Genomic DNA, 18,944 nt, shown 5'->3' with positions numbered 1-18,944 from the left:
GTCCGTCCCGATATCAAGCCGCGGCGGGACGCCTCATGAAAATCATCAGCAGCATCGATGAGCTCAACACGATCTACGGCGCCGGGCTTTCGCAGGCCTCGGTCGACAAGGTGACGAAGCGGTTGACGCCGCTCTATCGGCAGATGATCGCGCTTTCGCCGTTCGCAGCGCTTGCCACCGTCGGGCCCGAAGGGCTCGACTGTTCGCCGCGCGGCGATCTCGGCGGCGTGGTGCGCGTCGTCGACGACGAGACGCTGCATCTGCCGGACTGGCGCGGCAACAACCGCGTCGACTCGCTCTCCAATATCGTGCGCGATCCCCGGCTGGCGCTGATGTTCCTGATCCCCGGCTCGAACACGACGATGCGCATCAACGGCCGCGGCGTCGTCTCGGATGACGAGGCAGTGCTTTCGAGCTTCGAGATGGACGGCATACATCCCCGCACCGTCGTGGTGATTTCGATCGACGAGGTCTATTTCCAATGCGCCCGCGCCGTGATGCGGGCCGAACTCTGGAATGGCCAACATTTCGCCGATCCGGCGGGCCTGCCGACACCCGGCCAGATGCTGAAGGCCGCGGTCGGTGATTTCGACCAGGAAACCTACGACCGGGAATGGCCGGGACGCGCGGCGAAGACGATGTGGTAAAACCGCCGTCACCTGTGGGGTGACAGCGTGCCAGTGGCGCGGACTTGCCGTCAGCTCTTGTAGATCAGCCAGCTCTTGGTGAAATCCTTCTGCATGCCGTCCTGATAGAGGATGGTGCAGTTGCGGCCGGCATTCTTGGCGCCGTAAAGGGCGATGTCGGTCTTGCTGTAGAGTTCGCCGGCATCTTCGGCGCTGGAGGCCATGCAGATGCCGATCGAGACGGTGATCGGGCCGTAATTGACCCGCGTGCGGGAATTCTTGAACGGGGTGGTTTCCAGCGTGCGGCGGATGCGCTCGGCGATCGCCGTGATCTCTTCGGGCGTGTTGCCGTCGATGATCAGCGCGAACTCCTCGCCGCCGGCGCGGGCAACAAAGACATCACGCCGGACATTGCTGCGGATGACGGAGGCGACGGTGGCGAGAATCTTGTCGCCGACGGGATGGCCGTAGGTGTCGTTGATCTTCTTGAAGTTGTCGATATCGGCCAGCAGCAGGGCCGTCACCGGCCGCATGCCGGGATTGTTGAAGACGGCGGCGAGGCGCTCGTCGAAGGCGCGGCGGTTGGAAAGGCGCGTCAACGAATCGGTGTTGGCGATGCGTTTATATTCATCGAGTTCCTTGCGGACCTGATCCATCTCCTGCGAGCGCTGGACGACGTCGCCGACGGTGCGTTCGCCGTGCGCCATGGTGTCGCCGGTCGCCTGGCTCAAAAGTTCGATGGCGTTTTCGATCAGTTCGACGCTGGCATTGCTTTTGGAGGTGATGCGCTTATGGGTCTCGCCGAGTAGCCTTGTATAGCTTTCCAGCGAGTTTTGCTCCTGTCTCAGAACCCGCAGCAGTCCATCGAGTTCGCCTGAAATGCGGGTATGGGCGTCGTCGAAGACGCGGGCCGGGCTGCTGGTGAAATACTGCGCGCCTAGCTCGTCGAGCTCGGCCTGCGTCGCCTGGCCGCCGAGGGCTGCAAGGTCCCGGGTGAGCGCGGGGTTGGAGCCGATATAGGCTTCGTAGAAGAGTTCGTAGTTGCGCGGTATTGGCGCAACGCCCATCGAGCGCATGGCATAGGTGATCTGGCCCGCTACGTCGGGAACCTGCACCTTGGGCGCGACAGCCGTGTTCATCCGGCGAACTCCTCATATATTCGAAGGCAATAATCTATTTGGTAGCTTAAATTTCTTGGGAAAAGATTAAAGCGATATATACCAAAGATTACATACGATAAGTCCATGACTGGCCAATACTTCAAGTAGCCCCATGATTCTCAAAGAAAATATCTAGCTTTGGTGAGAAAGCGGATGCTCGCTAGACGGGAGCGATATCTGAAAAACTTGCAGTTCTTCTCTGCATTTCGCACGTATTCATCATATCGATAGTTGTTCGGCAGCCCGGTATTTCATTGGAAATGGGTTGGAATGATATTTCCAAGGCTGTTTGCTGGCGGCGGACTTTGCCGCAGCCCGCACATTCAAGAACGGGACGGGCGCCGATGCCTGCCCGTCCCGCATCCGAGAGCGTCACCCCAGGTTCAATTCCTGGAAGAAGTCATTGCCCTTGTCGTCGATGACGATGAAGGCCGGAAAGTCTTCGACTTCGATCTTCCAGACCGCTTCCATGCCGAGTTCGGGATATTCGTAGACTTCGACCTTGCGGATGCAGTCCTGAGCAAGACGGGCGGCGGGGCCGCCGATCGATCCGAGATAAAAGCCGCCATGTTTCTTGCAGGCCTCGCGCACGGCGCGCGAGCGGTTGCCCTTGGCAAGCATCACCATCGATCCGCCGAAGGACTGGAACTGGTCGACGTAACTGTCCATGCGCCCGGCCGTCGTCGGGCCGAAGGAGCCGGAGGCGTAACCGACAGGCGTCTTGGCCGGGCCGGCATAATAGACCGGGTGGTTTTTCAGGTATTCGGGCATGCCTTCGCCTTTCTCCAGCCGCTCGCGGATCTTGGCATGGGCAAGGTCGCGGGCGACAATGATCGTGCCCGACAGCGACAGGCGCGCCTTGACTGGATACCTGGAGAGTTCGGCCAGCACTTCCGCCATCGGCCGGTTGAGATCGATACGGACGGTCGATTCCGACAGTTTCGCTTCGTCGATCTCGGGCATGTATTTCGACGGATCGGTTTCGAGCTGCTCGACGAAGATGCCGTCGCGGGTGATGCGGCCCTTGGCCTGACGGTCGGCGGAACAGGAGACGCCGAGGCCGATCGGCAGCGAGGCGCCGTGGCGGGGCAGGCGGATGACACGCACGTCATGACAGAAATACTTGCCGCCGAACTGGGCGCCGACACCCATCTGCTGCGTCAGTCGGTGGATTTCCTTTTCCATCTCGAGATCGCGGAAGGCGTGGCCGCTCTCGGAGCCTTCGGTCGGCAGCTCGTCGAGATAGCGGGTCGAGGCGAGCTTGACGGTTTTCAGGTTCATCTCGGCCGAAGTGCCGCCGATGACGATGGCCAGATGGTAAGGCGGACAGGCTGCCGTCCCTAACGTCAGGATCTTCTCCTTGAGGAAGTCGATCATCCGGTCGTGCGTCAAGAGCGAGGGTGTGCCCTGGTAGAGGAAGGTCTTGTTGGCCGAGCCGCCGCCCTTGGCGACGAAGAGGAATTCGTAGGCGTCGGTGCCTTCCTCGTAGATGTCGATCTGTGCCGGCAGGTTGTTCTTGGTGTTCTTCTCCTCGAACATCTTGACCGGCGCGAGCTGCGAATAACGCAGGTTCTTCTTCTCATAGGCATCCATGACGCCGCGGGCGAGTGCCGCGATATCCCCGCCCTCGGTCCAGACCCTGCGGCCTTTCTTGCCCATGATGATTGCCGTGCCGGTATCCTGGCACATCGGCAGCACGCCGCCGGCGGCAATATTGGCGTTCTTCAAAAGGTCGTAGGCGACGAAGCGGTCATTGTCGGTCGCCTCGGGGTCATCGAGGATCGAGGCGAGCTGCTTCAGGTGGCCGGGGCGCAACAGATGGTTGATATCGGCGAAGGCGGTTTCGGCAAGCAGGCGGATGGCTTCCGGCTCGACGGTCAATATTTCCTGGCCCTTAAAGCTGTCGACCGAGACATGGTCGCCGCTGATCTTGCGGTAGGGGGTGGTATCCTTGCCGAGCGGGAAGAGATCGTCAGCCATCGAAGTGACCTTTCTGGTGGGCGTGGGTCGCTAAATTGGAACCGGTCTAAATCCGCGGCGCTGCAAATGCAATCTGGATAGGCGAGCGGTCAAATCCGCATTCGTCGGGAAAGACGACTTCAGGTTGCCTTTCGCCGGAGGCCGGTTCATATTTCCCGCGACGTTAACTTCCGGGGGCTTCCGATGACGAACGCAAAACCGACTGCTAACGACGATCTTCTCATTTTCTTCGAGCACGACTGGATCAGAGGGGATTTGCTGTCCAATGACAGCGATCCAGAGGGATCGACCACCTATCTTCGCTCTTTCGACGGTGTCAGGGTCGATGCGAAACAGGGACTGACACAGGAAACGATCATCAAAGGCGATTATGGGACCTTCACCGTGCGGCCCGACGGTCACTTCACCTACGAGCTGGATTACTCGCTCGACGTGGTGAAGAACTTGCGGGCGCACGACCAGTTGATCGAAGAGATCCGCTACAAGATCTCCGATGGCGTGGGGGGAACGGATGTCGGGGTTCTGACGCTGGCGATCGACGGCGTCAATGAAGAGGACAAGTATCATGAAGTCCTGGATTTCGACGACCTGGGTGTCACATCGCGCGCGGATGACTTTTCTCTGCCGAATTACCGGGGCTTCGCGCTCTCCGTGAACGGCATTCACGACCTGACGTTTCTGAACGGTATTGTCTATGACACGATCCCGGGCGTCGACGCCATCACCGAGGACGGTTTCAGCGATACGGTTCTATCGCCGGGTTCGGCGCCCGTGACCCTGAAAATGGTCGATGGCGGCGACTTCACCTTTCAGGGCGTTTCGATTGCCGAATTGTCGGCCTCGCCCTTTCATTTGACGCTGACCGCGATGAACGACGGCCAGATCGTCTATCAGCAGGAACTTGAGGTCGCCGATCCCGATCTTCTGGTCGAGATTGAAGACATCGATGAAATCAGTTTCGATTTCATGGGCAATTCGGTCGTGATGGACAATTTTTCGCTGTTGGTCTGATCGCAACCGATCGCCTTCTCCGCCGCAAGCGAGGGAGAAGGCTGAAGCTTCATGGCGTTACTACTTTGGGCCGATCATCGTTTCCGGGCGGACGATCGTATCGTAGTCTTCTGCCGAGACCAGGCCGCTGGCGAGGGCTTCTTCCTTCAGCGTCGTGCCATTTTTGTGGGCGGTCTTGGCGATCTTAGCGGCTGCGTCGTAGCCGATCTTCGGGGCAAGCGCGGTCACCAGCATCAGCGAGCGTTCGAGGCCGGCCTTGATGTTGTCCTCGCGCGCCTCGATGCCGACGACACAATTATCGGTGAAGGAGACGGCGGCATCCGCCAGCAGTTGCACCGATTGCAGGAAGTTGTACGCCATCATCGGATTGTAGACGTTGAGTTCGAAATGACCCTGGCTGTCGGCAAAGGTCAGCGCGGCGTGATTGCCGAAGATGTGGATGCAGACCTGCGTCAGCGCCTCGCACTGGGTCGGATTGACCTTGCCGGGCATGATCGAGGAGCCGGGCTCGTTTTCCGGCAGCGCCAGTTCGCCGAGACCGGCGCGTGGGCCGGAGCCGAGCAGGCGGATATCGTTGGCGATCTTGAAGAGGGCGGCAGCGGCCGCATTGATGGCGCCATGGGAAAAGACCATGCCGTCATGCGAGGCGAGCGCCTCGAATTTGTTCGGCGCGGTGACGAAGGGCATGGCTGTTATGGCGGCGATCTCTTCGGCGACCTTTTCGGCGAAGCCCAGCGGCGCATTGAGGCCGGTACCGACGGCCGTCCCACCCTGGGCCAGTTCGCAGAGGCCGGGCAGGGTCATTTCGATGCGCTTGATGGCGGAGCCGACCTGGGCGGCATAACCCGAAAATTCCTGGCCGAGCGTCAGCGGCGTCGCATCCTGGGTGTGGGTGCGGCCGATCTTGATGATGTGGCTGAATTCGGTGACCTTCATGTCGAGGGCGGCATGGAGGTGCTTCAGGGACGGCAGCAGGTGATGGGCGATCCGTTCGGCGCAGGCGATGTGCATCGCCGTCGGGTAGGTGTCGTTCGACGACTGGCTCATATTGACGTGATCGTTCGGATGCACCGGCTTCTTGGAACCCATGACGCCGCCGAGCATTTCTATAGCACGATTGGAGATCACTTCATTGGCATTCATGTTGGACTGCGTGCCTGAACCGGTCTGCCAGACGACCAGCGGAAAATGGTCGTCGAGTTTGCCCTCGACCACTTCCTGGGCGGCATCGACGATGGCCTGTCCGAGGCCAGGATCAAGCTGGCCGAGCGACATGTTGGCGCGGGCCGCCGCCTGCTTGACGATGCCGAGCGCACGCACGATCGACAGCGGCTGCTTTTCCCAGCCGATCTTGAAATTGCCGAGCGAACGCTCGGCCTGGGCGCCCCAATATCGGTCGGCGGCAACGTCGATGGGCCCAAAAGTATCGGTTTCGGTACGGGTTGCGGTCATCAGCCTTGCCTTCCCTTTAAATGCTGTTTTCGGTCGTCTTCGAAAGATCAGGTCTTATAGGTGGGAACGTTCGACAAGAAAACCGGACGCCATGCGAAATATTGAAGTCGGAAGTCATGTTTGCGAGGCTTGTGCGGCGTGCCTTTTAGGCCACTTTCGAAATTTTATGCGTCTGGGCGTTTTCGCCACATTGGTCTGGCGGCAAAAATTGGGTAAAAAATTAACTAATAATTTCATAATTTTGTGTGAACTTCTGCGCGGCGCCGTGCAGGATCTCCGTCACACAAAATTGAGTCCGCCGGCGCTGGCGGCGCAGGCCGGTTTCTGATCAATGAGGCCTTACGCTGCATGAGTTTCGCGGGATAAGATATTGAGCCTTGCGCTCGTGACAAGAACAGCATGACACCGGGACTGGAAGATATATGACGTTCGTTTTGAAAAGCGCGGCATCCGCATTGGCAATTTCCTGCGGCGTAGCGGTTATGAATGCCGCACCTGCGCATGCTTATACATTGATGGAGATGCTGCGCGGCGACAGGCAGCGGAACCAGAGCACCATCTTCATGGATCAGGCGCCTGGCCGTCCGGTGCCGCGCGGCGCCGTCGGCGGCTCGCTCGGCGGCCTTGATCCGGAAGCGCCGTTGCCGAAGGTGAGCGGCCCGCGTTACTACACCTATAAAACCGAAACGCTGCAGTTGGTCGATACCGGCAAGTTTGCCGATCCTGTCGTCACCGGCGCGGTCGCCGATGTATCGGCGAGCGGCGATGCCAGCGCCGAACCCGCCGTGCAGCGCCGTTTCCTGGCGCAGGCCAAGGTGCGTGCCAATGCCGACGTCGCAAAGGCGCTCGAAGCCTATTATGGCGATAGCCGCAACCCGCTCGTCTGGGTCGATGGCAATCAGATCAACGATGGTGCCAAGTCGGCGATGCTGGTGCTTGCCGATGCGGCCTCCGTCGGCCTCGACCCGGCAGATTACGCCATCCAGACGCCTGATATCGACCCGGCCAATCCCGATCCAGCCTTCCGCGATCGGGCGCTGACGCAATTCGAGCTCGAACTCTCCGCCAAGGTGCTGGCCTTCGTGCAGGACACCGCGCGCGGTCGCATCGATCCGAACAAGATCTCCGGCTATCACGACTTCCAGCGCAAGGTGGTCAATCTGGCGCCGGTGCTGAAGCTTGCCCGCATGAGCCCCGATGTCGGCGCTTACATCGCCAACCGCTCACCCGATAGTCCACAGTTCCAGGCGTTGAAGGCGGAACTCGCCAAGCTTCGCGCAGCCGACGGCGGCAATGAGGAGCGAATCGTCGTTTCGCTCGATACGCTGCTGAAGCCCGGCGAAAGCTCGCCCGAGATCGCCAATATCGTCAAGGCGATCGGCAAGCACGGTTCCGAAACGCTGAGGACCGATCACGCGGCAACGCTTGCTGCTTACGCAGGCAGCAGCGACTATTCGCCTGAGATCGTCTCGCTGGTCGAGGATTTCCAGAAGGAGCGCGGACTGAAGGCCGATGGCGTCATCGGCCAGGCTACGGTGCGCGCCATGACCGGCGGCGATAGCAATGCCTCGAAGATCGACAAGCTCGTCGTCGCCATGGAACAGGCGCGCTGGCTGCCCGAAGATCTCGGTTCCCGTTACGTGATGATCAACCAGCCGGCCTTCATGGTCTATTACCACAATGGCGGCAAGGAACAGCTGTCGATGCGCGTTGTGGTCGGCGGCAAGAACAACCAGACCTATTTCTTCGACGACGAGATCGAGACGGTGGAGTTCAACCCTTTCTGGGGCGTGCCGCAGTCGATCATCATCAACGAGATGTTGCCGAAGCTGCGCTCGGATCCGAACTATCTCGACCAGCTCGGTTATGAGGTTGAGGTGAACGGCCACGCGGTCGCCTCGTCGAGCGTCGACTGGTACGGCTCGACCGACAACGTCTCGGTGCGCCAGCCGCCAAGCAGTGACAATGCGCTCGGCGAACTGAAGATCCTGTTCCCGAACAGCCACGCGATCTATATGCACGACACGCCGTCGAAGAGCTTCTTCAAGCGCGACATGCGGGCGCTGAGCCACGGTTGCGTGCGCCTTGCCGATCCGCGTGCGATGGCAGCTGCAGTGCTCGGAACGACGGTCGACGACGTTGCCAAGCAGATCGCCACGGGGCAGAACCATGCGGTCAAGGTGCCGCAGAGGATTCCCGTTTACGTGTCCTATTTCACAGCCTGGCCGAACAAGGACGGCGTGGTGGAATATTTCGACGACGTTTATGGCCGCGACGGCTATGTCGACAAGGCATTCGACGCGACGACCAAGGCGCGTGGGGCGCAGATCTGACGCTGATTTTATTAGATTACGGAGCGGGCGGTCTTTGGGCCGCCCGTTTTGTTTTTGTGCGGGATTCGAACGCCTTCGTTCTGGGCTTAGTCCAAGGTAGGAAATACGAAGGAGAGGGCGGCTCACACGGTACGCCGGCAAAGGAAGGATCAGAGCTGGGCGAGAGCCTCAGACGGCGACCTTCGCTGCAAACTCCCGCAACAGCCTCTCCACCAGTTCCGGGGTCAGCTCATCGTAATGGGTGATGATCACATCCGGATCGAGGCTTGAGACTGGCACGTCGGAATAACCAAAGGGCACGGCGATCGACGGGACGCCGGCATTCCTGGCGACGGCGATGTCGTTGATGCTGTCGCCGATCATCACGGTGCGGGACCGGTCGCCGCCGGCGCGTTCGATGGTGCCTGTGAGGTGGCGGGCGTCGGGCTTGCGCACGTCGAAGGTGTCGCCGCCGGTGATGGCGGCGAAATAGCTGGCGAGATCGAGCTTGTCCAGCAGGCCGAGCGCCAGGCTTTCCATCTTGTTGGTGCAGACGGCGAGGCGGTAACCCTGTGATTTTAGCCGATCCATCGCGGCGACCAGGCCGGGATAGGGCTCGGTGCGGCCGGGCATGTTGCCGGCATAATGGGCGATGAAACGCTCGACCAGGGGCGGCAGGGCTTCCTGAGTAAGCGGATGGCCGCGCAGCCGGCAGGCGCGTTCGATCATCACGCGGGCGCCGTGGCCGACGAGATGGGTGAGGTCGTCATAGCTGACCGGTTCGAGGCTAAGGGCCGCAATCGTATGGTTCAGGCTCTCGACCAAGTCCGTATGGGTGTCGAGAAGGGTGCCATCGAGATCGAAGACGACGAGCGCCGGGCGGACGGAGGAGGGGATCAAGGGCTTGCCTCTTTAAGCGATGGATCGTCCTTTGAGGTGACGAGCCGCCTCCGCGAACGACAGATCGCCTCTGGGAATGACGGATCGTCCCCTGGGGACGAGGGATCGCCCCTGAGGACGATGGATCGCCTCTGAGGTAGGCGATCATGCAGCGGAAAGCAACGGCCTGAAGATCGCCGGGGGAGGCCGCAGGCATCTGTTTCGGCTTTTCATTTTCCGTGATGATTTTGACTTTCGTTTGCCAGGCGAGCCGTGTAAACAGCACATCCAACGCAATAATTGGAGCTGGCGGCGCATGGATGCCCGCGAAATGAAGATCAAGGCCGCCGCGGCCGCACTCGCCCATGTCGAAAGCGGGATGCGTCTCGGGATTGGCACCGGCAGCACGGCGGAAGAATTCGTTCGCCTGTTGGCCGAGAAGGTCGCTGGCGGCTTCAGGGTCGAAGGCGTTCCTACGTCTGAAAGAACGGCGCGGCTTTGCGTCGAACTCGGTGTGCCGCTGAAATCGCTGGACGAGCTGCCGGCACTCGATCTGACGATCGATGGCGCCGACGAACTCGATGCTGGGCTCCGGCTGATCAAGGGCGGCGGCGGTGCGCTGCTGCGCGAAAAGATCGTCGCGGCCGCCTCCGAACGAATGATCGTCATTGCAGACGAGAGCAAGCTGGTCGATATGCTCGGCGCCTTCGCGCTGCCGATCGAAGTCAATCCGTTCGGGCTCGTCTCGACACGGATCGCGATCGAGAAGGTCGCGGCCCGGCTCGGTCTTTCCGGTGAACTGGCTTTGCGCCAGTCCGGTGACGGAGAGTTTACCACGGATGGCGGTCATCACATTATCGATGCATCTTTTGGCCGCATTCCTGATGCAGAGGCGCTTTCGAGCGAGCTGAATTCCATACCCGGCGTCGTCGAACACGGGCTCTTTATCAATATGGCGGCACTTGCGATCATTGCCGGTCCTGCGGGTGTGCGAACACTGCAGACAAACAGATAACAGGAGCATACACTCATGATGAACATTGCAGGTCTTGGCCGTCTCGCCGCTGCGACCGTCGTTCTTTCCGGGCTTGCCTTCGGCTCCGCCGTCAAGGCGCAGGAGGTCTCCGAGGACCAGCTGAAGGCGTCTCGCGCCGCGATCGACGCCATCGGCGCCACTGCCCAGTTCGACAACATCCTGCCCGGTCTCGCCGAGCGCCTGAAGGCCGGCCTGATCCAGGATTCGCCAAACTACCAGGACATCATTTCGTCGACGGTCGACGCGCAGGCGCTAGCGCTGGCGCCGCGCCGCGGCGATCTCGAGAAGGAGGCGGCACTCACCTATGCCAAGACCTTCACCGCCGCGGAACTGAAGGCGATCGCCGACTTCTATAATTCCGACGTCGGCAAGAAGCTGCTGCGCGACGGCCCGGTCGCCTCTCGCGAGACGGCGAAGGCTGCCGACATCTGGGCGCAGGGCATTTCCCGCGACCTGGAAAAGCAGAGCAATACCGAGCTTTCCAAGGTCATCAAGGCGCCGCCGCCGGCAACCGAAAGCCCGGCTGCTCCGGCTGCCGCTCCCGCTCCCGCTCCGGCTACCCAGCAGTAAGGCCTCCACCATCAAATTGCGAAAGCCCGGCATCGTCCGGGCTTTTTTGTTATGATGCGGCAAATGCCGCCGGCGAGGCTTCAGGTGACTGCAGATATACCCGATCGTTACAACGCTGTCCGAGTGCGGATATCAGGCAAGGTCCAGGGTGTCGGCTTTCGCATGTGGACGCGCAATGAGGCGGTACGGCTTGGTTTGACGGGCTGGGTTCGCAATGAAAGGGACGGGGCCGTCGTCGCTTTGATCGCAGGACCCGATACCGCCATCTCGATAATGATCGAACGTTTCAGCCGCGGGCCTGCGGGGTCGTCGGTTGCGGGCGTCGAGACGGAAGCAGCCCAGCTTGAGAAAATGCCGACGGATTTCGGGATCACCCGCTGACAGCAGCAATCACTATGCATCGAACATGCGGGGAAGCTAGCTCTTCGCTTTTATGCATGTCGTTTCCTGGGACCGCTGCACACCTCCTGGTGACATGCATCAGGGGTTCGGGTTCTTTGCAAGTTGCCACACACCTTCCTCATCCGGTTCCACGCGCTTGTTGCCGCGATAGAAGATCGGCAGTCTCGTCTTCTTGTCGATCGAGAAGCGGCTCGGCGTATATTTTTCGTCCTCGTGACCCTCAGTCGCGAGGCCGAGCGCTTCCTTGAATTTGCCAGCCTTGCACAGATTGGCGAAGAGAGTTTGATCCATCTTTTGCTCCGGCATCGTTTTCTATCCCTGGATTGCCCTGCCAGCCTCAGGCGACCGGGTCAACCGTTTGCCGGGAAGATTCGGCGATGCGTACGGGATGATGCAGGAGCGGGCTTTTGTTTTCAGGGCGATCGCCCCTATATCAGCAACATCCTTCCTGCGATTCCCTTCCGGAGCTCCTCATGTCTTCCTACGACTACGACCTCTTCGTCATCGGCGGTGGTTCCGGAGGCGTACGCGGTGCGCGTGTCGCCGCCTCGCTCGGCAAAAAGGTGGCGATCGCCGAAGAGTACCGCTATGGCGGCACCTGCGTCATCCGCGGTTGCGTGCCGAAGAAGCTTTTCGTCTATGCCTCGCAGTTCCACGAGCATTTCGAGGATGCGGCGGGTTTCGGCTGGACGGTCGGCGAAAGCAGCTTCGACTGGAAGAAGCTAGTAGCCGCCAAGGATGCCGAGATCGCCCGGCTGGAAGGCCTCTACAAGAAGGGGCTCGCAGGCGCCAATGCCGAGATCCTCGAAACGCGCGCCGAACTCGTCGATGCTCATACTGTGCGGCTCACGAAGACGGGTCAGACGGTGACGGCAAAGACGATCGTGATCGCCACCGGCGGACGGCCGAACCCGCATGCAGCCCTTCCCGGCCACGAATTATGCATTTCCTCCAACGAGGCTTTTCATCTCGAAGAGCTGCCGAAATCGATCGTGATATCAGGCGGTGGCTATATCGCCGTCGAGTTCGCCAATATCTTTCATGGCCTCGGCGTCGAGACGACGCTGATCTATCGCGGCGCCGAGATCCTGTCGCGCTTCGACGAGGATCTGCGGCGCGGGCTGCACGAGGCGATGGTCGCCAAGGGCATCCGCATCCTTTGCCACGACACGCTGCAAAAGGTTTCGAAGGGCGATGACGGCCTCGTTCTGGAAACGCTGAACAGCGGCACGCTGCAGGCCGGCGTTGTCATGCTGGCGCTCGGGCGCGATCCGAACACCGAAGGTCTCGGCCTCGAGGCTGCGGGCGTCGCCGTCGATGAGCGTGGCGCCATTATCGTCGACGATTATTCCCGCACCAATGTCGAAAACATTTATGCGCTCGGCGATGTCACCAATCGGGTACAGCTGACGCCGGCAGCGATCCACGAGGCGATGTGCTTCATCGAGACCGAATACAAGAACAATCCAACCCGGCCGGATTACGAGCTGATCCCGACCGCCGTCTTCTCGCAGCCGGAGATCGGCACCGTCGGGCTCTCGGAAGAGGAGGCGGGCAAGCGTTACTGCGAGCTCGAAGTCTACCGCGCCCAATTCCGGCCGCTGAAGGCGACGCTTTCCGGGCGGGCCGAGCGGATGATCATGAAGCTGATCGTCGATGCCGCGAGCGGCAAGGTGGTGGGCGCCCATATTCTCGGCCACGATGCCGGCGAGATGGCGCAGCTGCTCGGCATCACGCTGAAGGCCGGCTGCACCAAGGACGATTTCGACCGGACGATGGCGCTGCATCCGACAGCGGCCGAGGAGCTGGTCACCATGTATGCGCCAAGCTACCGGATCCGAGACGGCAAAAGAATCTAAGCAGCGGTATCCTCAGCTGGTGATGCGCGGCGCGCGTATGACCTTGAGGAAGAGCGCCTTCATCGCATCGGCGATACCGTCGGTCGGCGTCACCTCGAAATAGAGGCCGGGCGAGGCGCATGCCTGCATTTTCGTCGGGATTTCGCTCTGGAAGGGCTTGATCCACGTATTGTACCAGTTGTTTTTCGGCAGCGGCAGATAAGTGGTGTAGAGCACCGCGATCCTGATGCCCTTGTCCTTCAGCGGTTGGCAGAAAGAAGTATCGATCGGCTCCTGGCAGCGGTCGCCGGTCAGTTTCTTGGTGCAGCCTTTCGGTTTTGCACTGTCGCCGACGCCGTCCGAGACGAAGAACAGGATCTTCTGCGGGGTGGTAGCGGTGCCGCCGTCGCCGGGGGTGGTGATGATGGTTTTCATCTGTGTCAGCGCGCTGTCGAAGCTCGTCTGCTGGTCGTTGTTATAACCCTGATACGGGATGGTCATCAGATCGACGGCGTCGGTATAGCTGCGTACTTTATCGAGATCGTCCGTCGGGTCGGATATAGTGGTCAGATTGGCATCCTCAGCCTTGGTGCCGAAGGTATAGACGCCCATGCGGAACTGATTATCGGAAACACGCGTGGACTTCGCGGTCAGCGTCAGCTCCTTGGTCGCCTGGCGCACGACGTCGATGCGCATGCTGACGCCGAGCTTTTTGGCGAGATTGTAGTAGTTGTTGTTGTTCTGGGTTTCGTGGCAGGCGAAGGCGCAGGTATCGCTGGTGTTCTTTTCCATCGTCGCCACGTCGGTCGCGGTGGCGCCGACGCCCATCGAAGGAGTGTTGTCGAGCAGGATGTAGAAATCCATGAAGGAGGCGGTCTGATATTCGGCCGTCGCCGTGCCCGAGATTGTGATCGAATCCTTCCCCAGAACACGCATAAAGGTCGTCGGCACGGTCGCGCTGAAAGAGACTTGCGAGTTCAGTTTGTTGGCGGCTTTGGTGACGTCGATGCCGAGATCGACCTGAACGTCGGCCAGCTCCCCGGACATCTGAGACATGAAGATGCTGCGGGCATCGGTCTTGCCGAGCGAGATCGTGCCGTTGCCGCTCATCGTCATGGCGGCTGCGACTGCGCCGGATTTTTCGGCGATCGAGCCGACGGCGGCGGCATCGGCTGCCGCGTAAAGCTGCGTCCTCAGGCTGAGCGCGTGGCCGAAATCCACCGCCATGCCTGCCGTACCGAGGAGCGGCACCATCAGCAACGCCGTCATGATGCCGAAATTGCCCGAACGATCCGATATGAAGCTGAGCGGAAGGATCGCCATGCCATGTCCCCAATGTTGAAATCATCCGTGGTTCTACATTGGAAGTCTAAAATATCGGGAAATTGACATGGTATATGCCGGTTTAACGATGGAATCCGAGATTTCTGCCACCTATATGCGAGCTCTGCCCGATGGCGCCGGTACGGCATTCGAGCTTTGGGCGATTGGTCTTTGCAAGCCCGATCTAAAGGTCTATAAGCCGCCGCAATCAAAGATACGGGCATCCCAGGGATGGGTGTGAGTGAGGTGAGTGAGATGGCAGAGAACTGGACCCCGAGCAGTTGGCGGCAAAAACCGATCCTGCAGGTTCCCGATTATCCCGACGCAGCCGCTTTGGCTGCAACGGAAGCTCAGCTCGCCAGCTATCCGCCCCTCGTCTTCGCCGGCGAAGCGCGCCGTCTGAAGAAGCACCTTGCCAATGTCGCCGAAGGCAATGGCTTCCTGCTGCAGGGCGGCGACTGTGCCGAGAGCTTCGCCGAACACGGCGCCGACAATATCCGCGACTTTTTCCGCGCCTTCCTGCAGATGGCGGTCGTGCTGACTTTTGGCGCGCAGCTGCCGGTCGTTAAAGTCGGTCGCATCGCCGGCCAGTTCGCCAAGCCGCGTTCGTCGAATGTCGAGAAGCAGGGCGACGTGACGCTGCCGGCTTATCGCGGCGACATCATCAACGGCATCGAGTTCACCGAGGAGTCGCGCATTCCGAACCCGGAACGTCAGGCGATGGCCTACCGGCAGTCGGCCGCGACGCTGAACCTTCTGCGCGCCTTCGCGATGGGCGGTTACGCCAATCTCGAAAACGTGCACCAGTGGATGCTGGGCTTCGTCAAGGACAGCCCGCAAGGCGAGCGCTACCGCAAGCTGGCCGACCGCATCAGCGAAACCATGGATTTCATGAAGGCGATCGGCATCACCTCGGAAAACCAGCCGGCATTGCGGGAAACCGATTTCTTCACCAGCCATGAGGCGCTGCTGCTCGGCTACGAAGAGGCGTTGACCCGCGTCGATTCCACTTCGGGCGACTGGTATGCCACCTCAGGCCACATGATCTGGATCGGCGACCGCACGCGCCAGGTCGATCATGCGCATGTCGAATATTGCCGCGGCATCAAGAACCCGATCGGCCTGAAATGCGGCCCGTCGCTGCAGGCCGACGATCTGCTGCAGCTGATCGACATCTTGAACCCGGCCAACGAAGCCGGGCGCCTGACACTGATCTGCCGCTTCGGCCACGACAAGGTCGCAGAGAACCTGCCGCGCCTTATTCGTGCCGTCGAGCGTGAAGGCCGCAAGGTTGTCTGGTCCTGCGACCCGATGCACGGCAACACGATCACGCTCAACAACTACAAGACCCGTCCCTTCGAGCGGATCCTGTCGGAAGTCGAAAGCTTCTTCCAGATCCACCGCGCCGAAGGCACGCATCCAGGCGGCATCCATATCGAGATGACCGGCAAGGACGTGACGGAATGCACCGGCGGCGCCCGCGCCGTTACCGCCGACGACCTGCAGGATCGCTACCACACGCATTGCGACCCGCGCCTCAACTCCGACCAGGCGCTGGAGCTCGCCTTCCTGCTTGCCGAGCGCATGAAGGGCGGTCGCGACGAGAAGCGCATGGTCGTCAACGGCTGATAGCAGCCCCAGACGGATGCGGAAAAACCCGGCTTGATGCCGGGTTTTTTTGTCTCAGGATGGAGCAGGCGATCAGATGCTGGCCTGAACGCTATGCAAGTTGGCGTAGACGCCGTCTTTCGCCATGAGCGCGTCATGGGTGCCCTGTTCGACGATGCCGTCGGCCGTCAGCACCAGGATTCTGTCGGCATGGCGGACGGTCGAGAGACGATGGGCGATGACCAGGGTGGTTCGGCCATTTGCCAGGCTGAGCAACGCCTGCTGCACCGCCCGTTCGCTTTCGTTGTCGAGCGCGCTGGTTGCTTCGTCGAAGATCAGGATCTCCGGATTCTTGAGGAAGGCCCGGGCGATGGTGATGCGCTGACGCTGGCCGCCCGAGAGTTTGACGCCGCGCTGGCCGATATCGGTGTCATAACCCTGGGGCAGGCCCATGATGAAATCGTGCGCATTGGCGGCGCGGGCGGCTGCCTCCAGCTCGGCATCGCCGGCGCCGGGCCTGCCATAGCGCAGGTTTTCCGCCACGGTGCCGGCAAAAAGATAGACGTCCTGCTGCACCACGCCCACATGGCGCCGCAGCGAGGCCAGCGTCACGTCGCGGATATCGGTGCCATCGATGCGGATCGCCCCGGCCTCAACATCGTAGAAGCGTGGTATCAGCGCACAAAGCGTGCTCTTGCCGACCCCGGAAGGACCGACCAGGGCAACGAACTCCCCGGGAGCGATGGTGAGCGACAGCCGCTCGAGCACGCGCGGGCCATCGGCCTCGTAGCCGAAGGCGACGTCGGAGAAACTGATCTCGCCCCTTGGCGCCGGCATCGGATGAGCGGCCGGCCGGTCGATGATATCGGGATCGATCTCCAGGATCTCCATGGCTCTGATGAAGCCGGTGTAGCCCTCCTGCCAGAGGCGCACGAAATTGGCCAGCCGCTGCACCGGATCGACCAGCACGGCAACGCAAAGCAGGAAGGTGAGCATATCCGGGACGGTCAGTTCCGCTGCCAGGATACGCAGGCCGCCGACGATGATCACCAATATGGTGACGAGCTGGGCGAAGGTTTCGGTGCCGACCGAAAACCACGCCTCGCTGCGGTAGCCGTCGGCGCGGCTTTCAAGGAAGCGTCGGTTCTGCTCGGCGAAACGCTCCCGTTCCAGCGCCTCGTTGGCGAAGGACTGGACGACACGGATGCCGGCCAGAGCATCCTCGACGCGCTCGTTAACCGCGGCGATCTGGTGCTTGCTGGCTTCGAGCGCGCGGTTCATGCGCCGGTTGAAATACAGCGCATAAACCAACGCCACAGGGGTGAGCAGCAGGATGAGGCCTGCCAATGGCGGATCGATGTAGAACAGCACCAGCATGGCGCCGCCAAATTTCAGCAGGGCGATGGAAAGATCCTCGGGACCGTGGTGAAAGAGTTCGCCCAGCCACAGGCTGTCATTGGTGATGCGGCTCATCAGCTGGCCGGTGCGCTGGCGGTCGTAGAAGCTGAACGAGAGTTTCTGGCAGTGCTCGAAGAGTTCCTGCCGGACCGTCGCCTCAATGCGAGCCCCCATCACATGGCCGCGATAATCGACGAAGAAGATCGCGGCGATCTGGACCGCCAGAACGGCCAGCATGACGCCGCCCATGCCGAGGATTTGAGCGAAGGCCTGCGGGGCATCGGACAGAACCAGAAGCCGGCTGGTGACGACATTGGCGCAGAGCGGCAGGGCGAGCGCCGTGCCGGCGACGAGCATGGCGCACAACAGATCCGCCAGCAGCAAAGGCAGGTGCGGGCGATAGTAGGAAACGAATTTTCGCATGCGCGACCAGCGTCGGCCGCGGTCGGCGGGATCGTTCTGGAAAAATTTGGGGAAGCCGTTATGGCGTCGCGAGCTTTTCCTCGCGCGGGAGAACCGAATGTTCATGAGGCAGAATGTCCTTGTGGGCCATGTTTCCTTTCTGTTTGGACAGGGTCGTTCTCATGTCAGTCTCCCGGGGATTAAATGAAATTTGACCTTGAGTATCGCCGACAATAGCGGCCGATTCAATGCCGGGACGGGATGAGGTTGGCGGATGTTGTCGAGATGCAACAGCGGTAACGCGTCAGCCGAGAGCGCACAAGGCCAGGCGGCTTTCAAGATTCCTGATGGCTCATTCAGAAAACCGGATTTGACGCCGGACAAGATCGGCGGCAACGTCTCTTAGGAACAGGGGATGACCATGACTGAACGACATACAGGCGGCTGTCTTTGCGGCGCCGTGCGATTTTCAATTGCGGCGAAGCCCGGACCTGTTGTTGGCTGTCATTGCTCGCAATGCCGCCGGCAGACGGGGTTTTACTATGCCGCCGTCAACGTGCCGCGGGCGGCTCTTTCGGTGGAAGACACGGAAGCGGTCCGCTGGTACCGGTCGAGCGAACAAGCGCAGCGCGGGTTCTGTTCGACTTGCGGCTCCGCGCTGTTCTGGCAGGGCGACCAATCGCTGGAGATTTCGGTTTTGGCCGGGTCCTTCGACGAGCCGAGCGGCCTGGCCTTCGGCCATCACATTTATTGCGCCGACAAGGGCGATTTCTACGAGATATCGGATGGCCTGCCGCAATATGCGGTGAACCCTGTCTAACAGGCTGCTGAAATTCGCTCTGCGTTGGCGCAGTTGCTTGCTGTGGGTCTGATTTTTTTACAGACTGGCTGTCGTGCGGTGGGATTTTGGCCGATTGAGGCGGGTTTTCTGGCCATATCGGCTTATT

General features: G+C 60.7%; 18 protein-coding genes. 11 read left to right on the top strand and 7 right to left on the bottom strand.

Annotated features, from left to right (window positions below; genetic code table 11):
• Nucleotides 1–35 precede the first annotated feature (35 nt).
• The gene (locus tag HJB82_RS30725) at nucleotides 36–647 is read left to right on the top strand and encodes a pyridoxamine 5'-phosphate oxidase family protein (protein ID WP_207580705.1); all 612 of its coding nucleotides are present in this window, start codon (nucleotides 36–38) and stop codon (nucleotides 645–647) included.
• 50 nt (nucleotides 648–697) lie between these two features.
• Here the strand turns inward: HJB82_RS30725 and HJB82_RS30720 are convergent, their stop codons facing one another.
• Together HJB82_RS30720 and HJB82_RS30715 are read right to left on the bottom strand one after the other, a co-directional pair.
• Nucleotides 698–1,765, bottom strand: coding sequence for a GGDEF domain-containing protein (locus HJB82_RS30720; protein ID WP_221132909.1), 1,068 nt, complete (start codon nucleotides 1,763–1,765; stop codon nucleotides 698–700).
• A gap of 393 nt (nucleotides 1,766–2,158) precedes the next feature.
• Nucleotides 2,159–3,766, bottom strand: a complete 1,608-nt coding sequence (locus tag HJB82_RS30715) for a fumarate hydratase (RefSeq protein ID WP_221142331.1) — start codon at nucleotides 3,764–3,766, stop codon at nucleotides 2,159–2,161.
• 183 nt (nucleotides 3,767–3,949) lie between these two features.
• Between HJB82_RS30715 and HJB82_RS30710 the strand changes: the two genes are divergently transcribed.
• Nucleotides 3,950–4,777, top strand: coding sequence for an Ig-like domain-containing protein (locus tag HJB82_RS30710; protein ID WP_207584320.1), 828 nt, complete (start codon nucleotides 3,950–3,952; stop codon nucleotides 4,775–4,777).
• Nucleotides 4,778–4,837: 60 nt separating this feature from the next.
• Here the strand turns inward: HJB82_RS30710 and fumC are convergent, their stop codons facing one another.
• Nucleotides 4,838–6,229: a class II fumarate hydratase gene (fumC, locus tag HJB82_RS30705; RefSeq protein WP_221142330.1), complete on the bottom strand. Its 1,392-nt coding sequence runs from the start codon at nucleotides 6,227–6,229 to the stop codon at nucleotides 4,838–4,840.
• Nucleotides 6,230–6,320: 91 nt separating this feature from the next.
• Between fumC and HJB82_RS30700 the strand changes: the two genes are divergently transcribed.
• Complete coding sequence (locus HJB82_RS30700; RefSeq protein WP_207584404.1) at nucleotides 6,321–6,557, top strand: hypothetical protein; 237 nt, start codon at nucleotides 6,321–6,323, stop codon at nucleotides 6,555–6,557.
• Between the two features lie 94 nt (nucleotides 6,558–6,651).
• Complete coding sequence (locus HJB82_RS30695; RefSeq protein WP_207580701.1) at nucleotides 6,652–8,562, top strand: murein L,D-transpeptidase; 1,911 nt, start codon at nucleotides 6,652–6,654, stop codon at nucleotides 8,560–8,562.
• A 168-nt stretch (nucleotides 8,563–8,730) separates the two neighbouring features.
• Here HJB82_RS30695 and HJB82_RS30690 read toward each other — a convergent pair whose 3' ends face one another.
• Complete coding sequence (locus HJB82_RS30690) at nucleotides 8,731–9,441, bottom strand: HAD family hydrolase (RefSeq protein WP_207580700.1); 711 nt, start codon at nucleotides 9,439–9,441, stop codon at nucleotides 8,731–8,733.
• 295 nt (nucleotides 9,442–9,736) lie between these two features.
• On the opposite strand from HJB82_RS30690, the gene rpiA reads away from it, so the two are divergent.
• The 3 genes from rpiA (at nucleotide 9,737) to HJB82_RS30675 (ending at nucleotide 11,407) form a co-directional block, all read left to right on the top strand.
• The gene (gene rpiA, locus HJB82_RS30685; RefSeq protein ID WP_164015129.1) at nucleotides 9,737–10,435 is read left to right on the top strand and encodes a ribose-5-phosphate isomerase RpiA; all 699 of its coding nucleotides are present in this window, start codon (nucleotides 9,737–9,739) and stop codon (nucleotides 10,433–10,435) included.
• 15 nt (nucleotides 10,436–10,450) lie between these two features.
• The gene (locus HJB82_RS30680) at nucleotides 10,451–11,026 is read left to right on the top strand and encodes a DUF2059 domain-containing protein (protein WP_207580699.1); all 576 of its coding nucleotides are present in this window, start codon (nucleotides 10,451–10,453) and stop codon (nucleotides 11,024–11,026) included.
• 63 nt (nucleotides 11,027–11,089) lie between these two features.
• Nucleotides 11,090–11,407 (top strand): acylphosphatase, encoded by a 318-nt coding sequence (locus HJB82_RS30675; protein WP_221132912.1) that lies wholly within the window; start codon nucleotides 11,090–11,092, stop codon nucleotides 11,405–11,407.
• 99 nt (nucleotides 11,408–11,506) lie between these two features.
• Here HJB82_RS30675 and HJB82_RS30670 read toward each other — a convergent pair whose 3' ends face one another.
• On the bottom strand, nucleotides 11,507–11,719 hold the full coding sequence (locus tag HJB82_RS30670) for a hypothetical protein (RefSeq protein WP_246762667.1): 213 nt from the start codon (nucleotides 11,717–11,719) through the stop codon (nucleotides 11,507–11,509).
• A 182-nt stretch (nucleotides 11,720–11,901) separates the two neighbouring features.
• On the opposite strand from HJB82_RS30670, the gene gor reads away from it, so the two are divergent.
• Nucleotides 11,902–13,287, top strand: a complete 1,386-nt coding sequence (gene gor, locus HJB82_RS30665) for a glutathione-disulfide reductase (protein WP_221142329.1) — start codon at nucleotides 11,902–11,904, stop codon at nucleotides 13,285–13,287.
• A gap of 12 nt (nucleotides 13,288–13,299) precedes the next feature.
• Here the strand turns inward: gor and HJB82_RS30660 are convergent, their stop codons facing one another.
• Nucleotides 13,300–14,589 (bottom strand): vWA domain-containing protein, encoded by a 1,290-nt coding sequence (locus HJB82_RS30660; RefSeq protein WP_207580695.1) that lies wholly within the window; start codon nucleotides 14,587–14,589, stop codon nucleotides 13,300–13,302.
• 67 nt (nucleotides 14,590–14,656) lie between these two features.
• Between HJB82_RS30660 and HJB82_RS30655 the strand changes: the two genes are divergently transcribed.
• Both HJB82_RS30655 and HJB82_RS30650 read left to right on the top strand, forming a co-directional pair.
• Complete coding sequence (locus HJB82_RS30655) at nucleotides 14,657–14,830, top strand: hypothetical protein (RefSeq protein ID WP_246762666.1); 174 nt, start codon at nucleotides 14,657–14,659, stop codon at nucleotides 14,828–14,830.
• Nucleotides 14,831–14,844: 14 nt separating this feature from the next.
• Complete coding sequence (locus HJB82_RS30650; protein ID WP_207580694.1) at nucleotides 14,845–16,218, top strand: class II 3-deoxy-7-phosphoheptulonate synthase; 1,374 nt, start codon at nucleotides 14,845–14,847, stop codon at nucleotides 16,216–16,218.
• A 72-nt stretch (nucleotides 16,219–16,290) separates the two neighbouring features.
• Here HJB82_RS30650 and HJB82_RS30645 read toward each other — a convergent pair whose 3' ends face one another.
• Nucleotides 16,291–18,123 carry an ABC transporter ATP-binding protein gene (locus tag HJB82_RS30645; RefSeq protein ID WP_221142328.1) on the bottom strand — a complete coding sequence of 611 codons (1,833 nt, stop codon included), beginning with the start codon at nucleotides 18,121–18,123 and terminating at the stop codon, nucleotides 16,291–16,293.
• Between the two features lie 295 nt (nucleotides 18,124–18,418).
• Here HJB82_RS30645 and HJB82_RS30640 point away from each other — a divergent pair, with 295 nt between their 5' ends.
• Complete coding sequence (locus HJB82_RS30640) at nucleotides 18,419–18,817, top strand: GFA family protein (RefSeq protein WP_207580692.1); 399 nt, start codon at nucleotides 18,419–18,421, stop codon at nucleotides 18,815–18,817.
• The last annotated feature ends 127 nt before the right edge of the window (nucleotides 18,818–18,944 follow it).

This window comes from Rhizobium sp. NZLR10, from assembly GCF_019685125.1.
Taxonomy (GTDB): domain Bacteria; phylum Pseudomonadota; class Alphaproteobacteria; order Rhizobiales; family Rhizobiaceae; genus Rhizobium.
Note: the sequence above shows the minus strand (reverse complement) of the source record. Positions and strands in the feature narration are given on the sequence as shown.

What these genes read in the sequence shown, in the direction of transcription:
- HJB82_RS30715 (WP_221142331.1), bottom strand. Translation starts at nt 3,766, where the DNA reads ATGGCTGACGATCTCTTCCCGCTCGGCAAGGATACCACCCCCTACCGC.
- HJB82_RS30720 (WP_221132909.1), bottom strand. Translation starts at nt 1,765, where the DNA reads ATGAACACGGCTGTCGCGCCCAAGGTGCAGGTTCCCGACGTAGCGGGC.
- HJB82_RS30710 (WP_207584320.1), top strand. Translation starts at nt 3,950, where the DNA reads ATGACGAACGCAAAACCGACTGCTAACGACGATCTTCTCATTTTCTTC.
- HJB82_RS30680 (WP_207580699.1), top strand. Translation starts at nt 10,451, where the DNA reads ATGATGAACATTGCAGGTCTTGGCCGTCTCGCCGCTGCGACCGTCGTT.
- HJB82_RS30645 (WP_221142328.1), bottom strand. Translation starts at nt 18,123, where the DNA reads ATGAACATTCGGTTCTCCCGCGCGAGGAAAAGCTCGCGACGCCATAAC.
- HJB82_RS30650 (WP_207580694.1), top strand. Translation starts at nt 14,845, where the DNA reads ATGGCAGAGAACTGGACCCCGAGCAGTTGGCGGCAAAAACCGATCCTG.
- rpiA (WP_164015129.1), top strand. Translation starts at nt 9,737, where the DNA reads ATGGATGCCCGCGAAATGAAGATCAAGGCCGCCGCGGCCGCACTCGCC.
- HJB82_RS30655 (WP_246762666.1), top strand. Translation starts at nt 14,657, where the DNA reads ATGGTATATGCCGGTTTAACGATGGAATCCGAGATTTCTGCCACCTAT.
- gor (WP_221142329.1), top strand. Translation starts at nt 11,902, where the DNA reads ATGTCTTCCTACGACTACGACCTCTTCGTCATCGGCGGTGGTTCCGGA.
- HJB82_RS30670 (WP_246762667.1), bottom strand. Translation starts at nt 11,719, where the DNA reads ATGGATCAAACTCTCTTCGCCAATCTGTGCAAGGCTGGCAAATTCAAG.
- HJB82_RS30640 (WP_207580692.1), top strand. Translation starts at nt 18,419, where the DNA reads ATGACTGAACGACATACAGGCGGCTGTCTTTGCGGCGCCGTGCGATTT.
- HJB82_RS30695 (WP_207580701.1), top strand. Translation starts at nt 6,652, where the DNA reads ATGACGTTCGTTTTGAAAAGCGCGGCATCCGCATTGGCAATTTCCTGC.
- HJB82_RS30675 (WP_221132912.1), top strand. Translation starts at nt 11,090, where the DNA reads ATGCCGCCGGCGAGGCTTCAGGTGACTGCAGATATACCCGATCGTTAC.
- HJB82_RS30725 (WP_207580705.1), top strand. Translation starts at nt 36, where the DNA reads ATGAAAATCATCAGCAGCATCGATGAGCTCAACACGATCTACGGCGCC.
- HJB82_RS30700 (WP_207584404.1), top strand. Translation starts at nt 6,321, where the DNA reads ATGCGAAATATTGAAGTCGGAAGTCATGTTTGCGAGGCTTGTGCGGCG.
- HJB82_RS30660 (WP_207580695.1), bottom strand. Translation starts at nt 14,589, where the DNA reads ATGGCGATCCTTCCGCTCAGCTTCATATCGGATCGTTCGGGCAATTTC.
- fumC (WP_221142330.1), bottom strand. Translation starts at nt 6,229, where the DNA reads ATGACCGCAACCCGTACCGAAACCGATACTTTTGGGCCCATCGACGTT.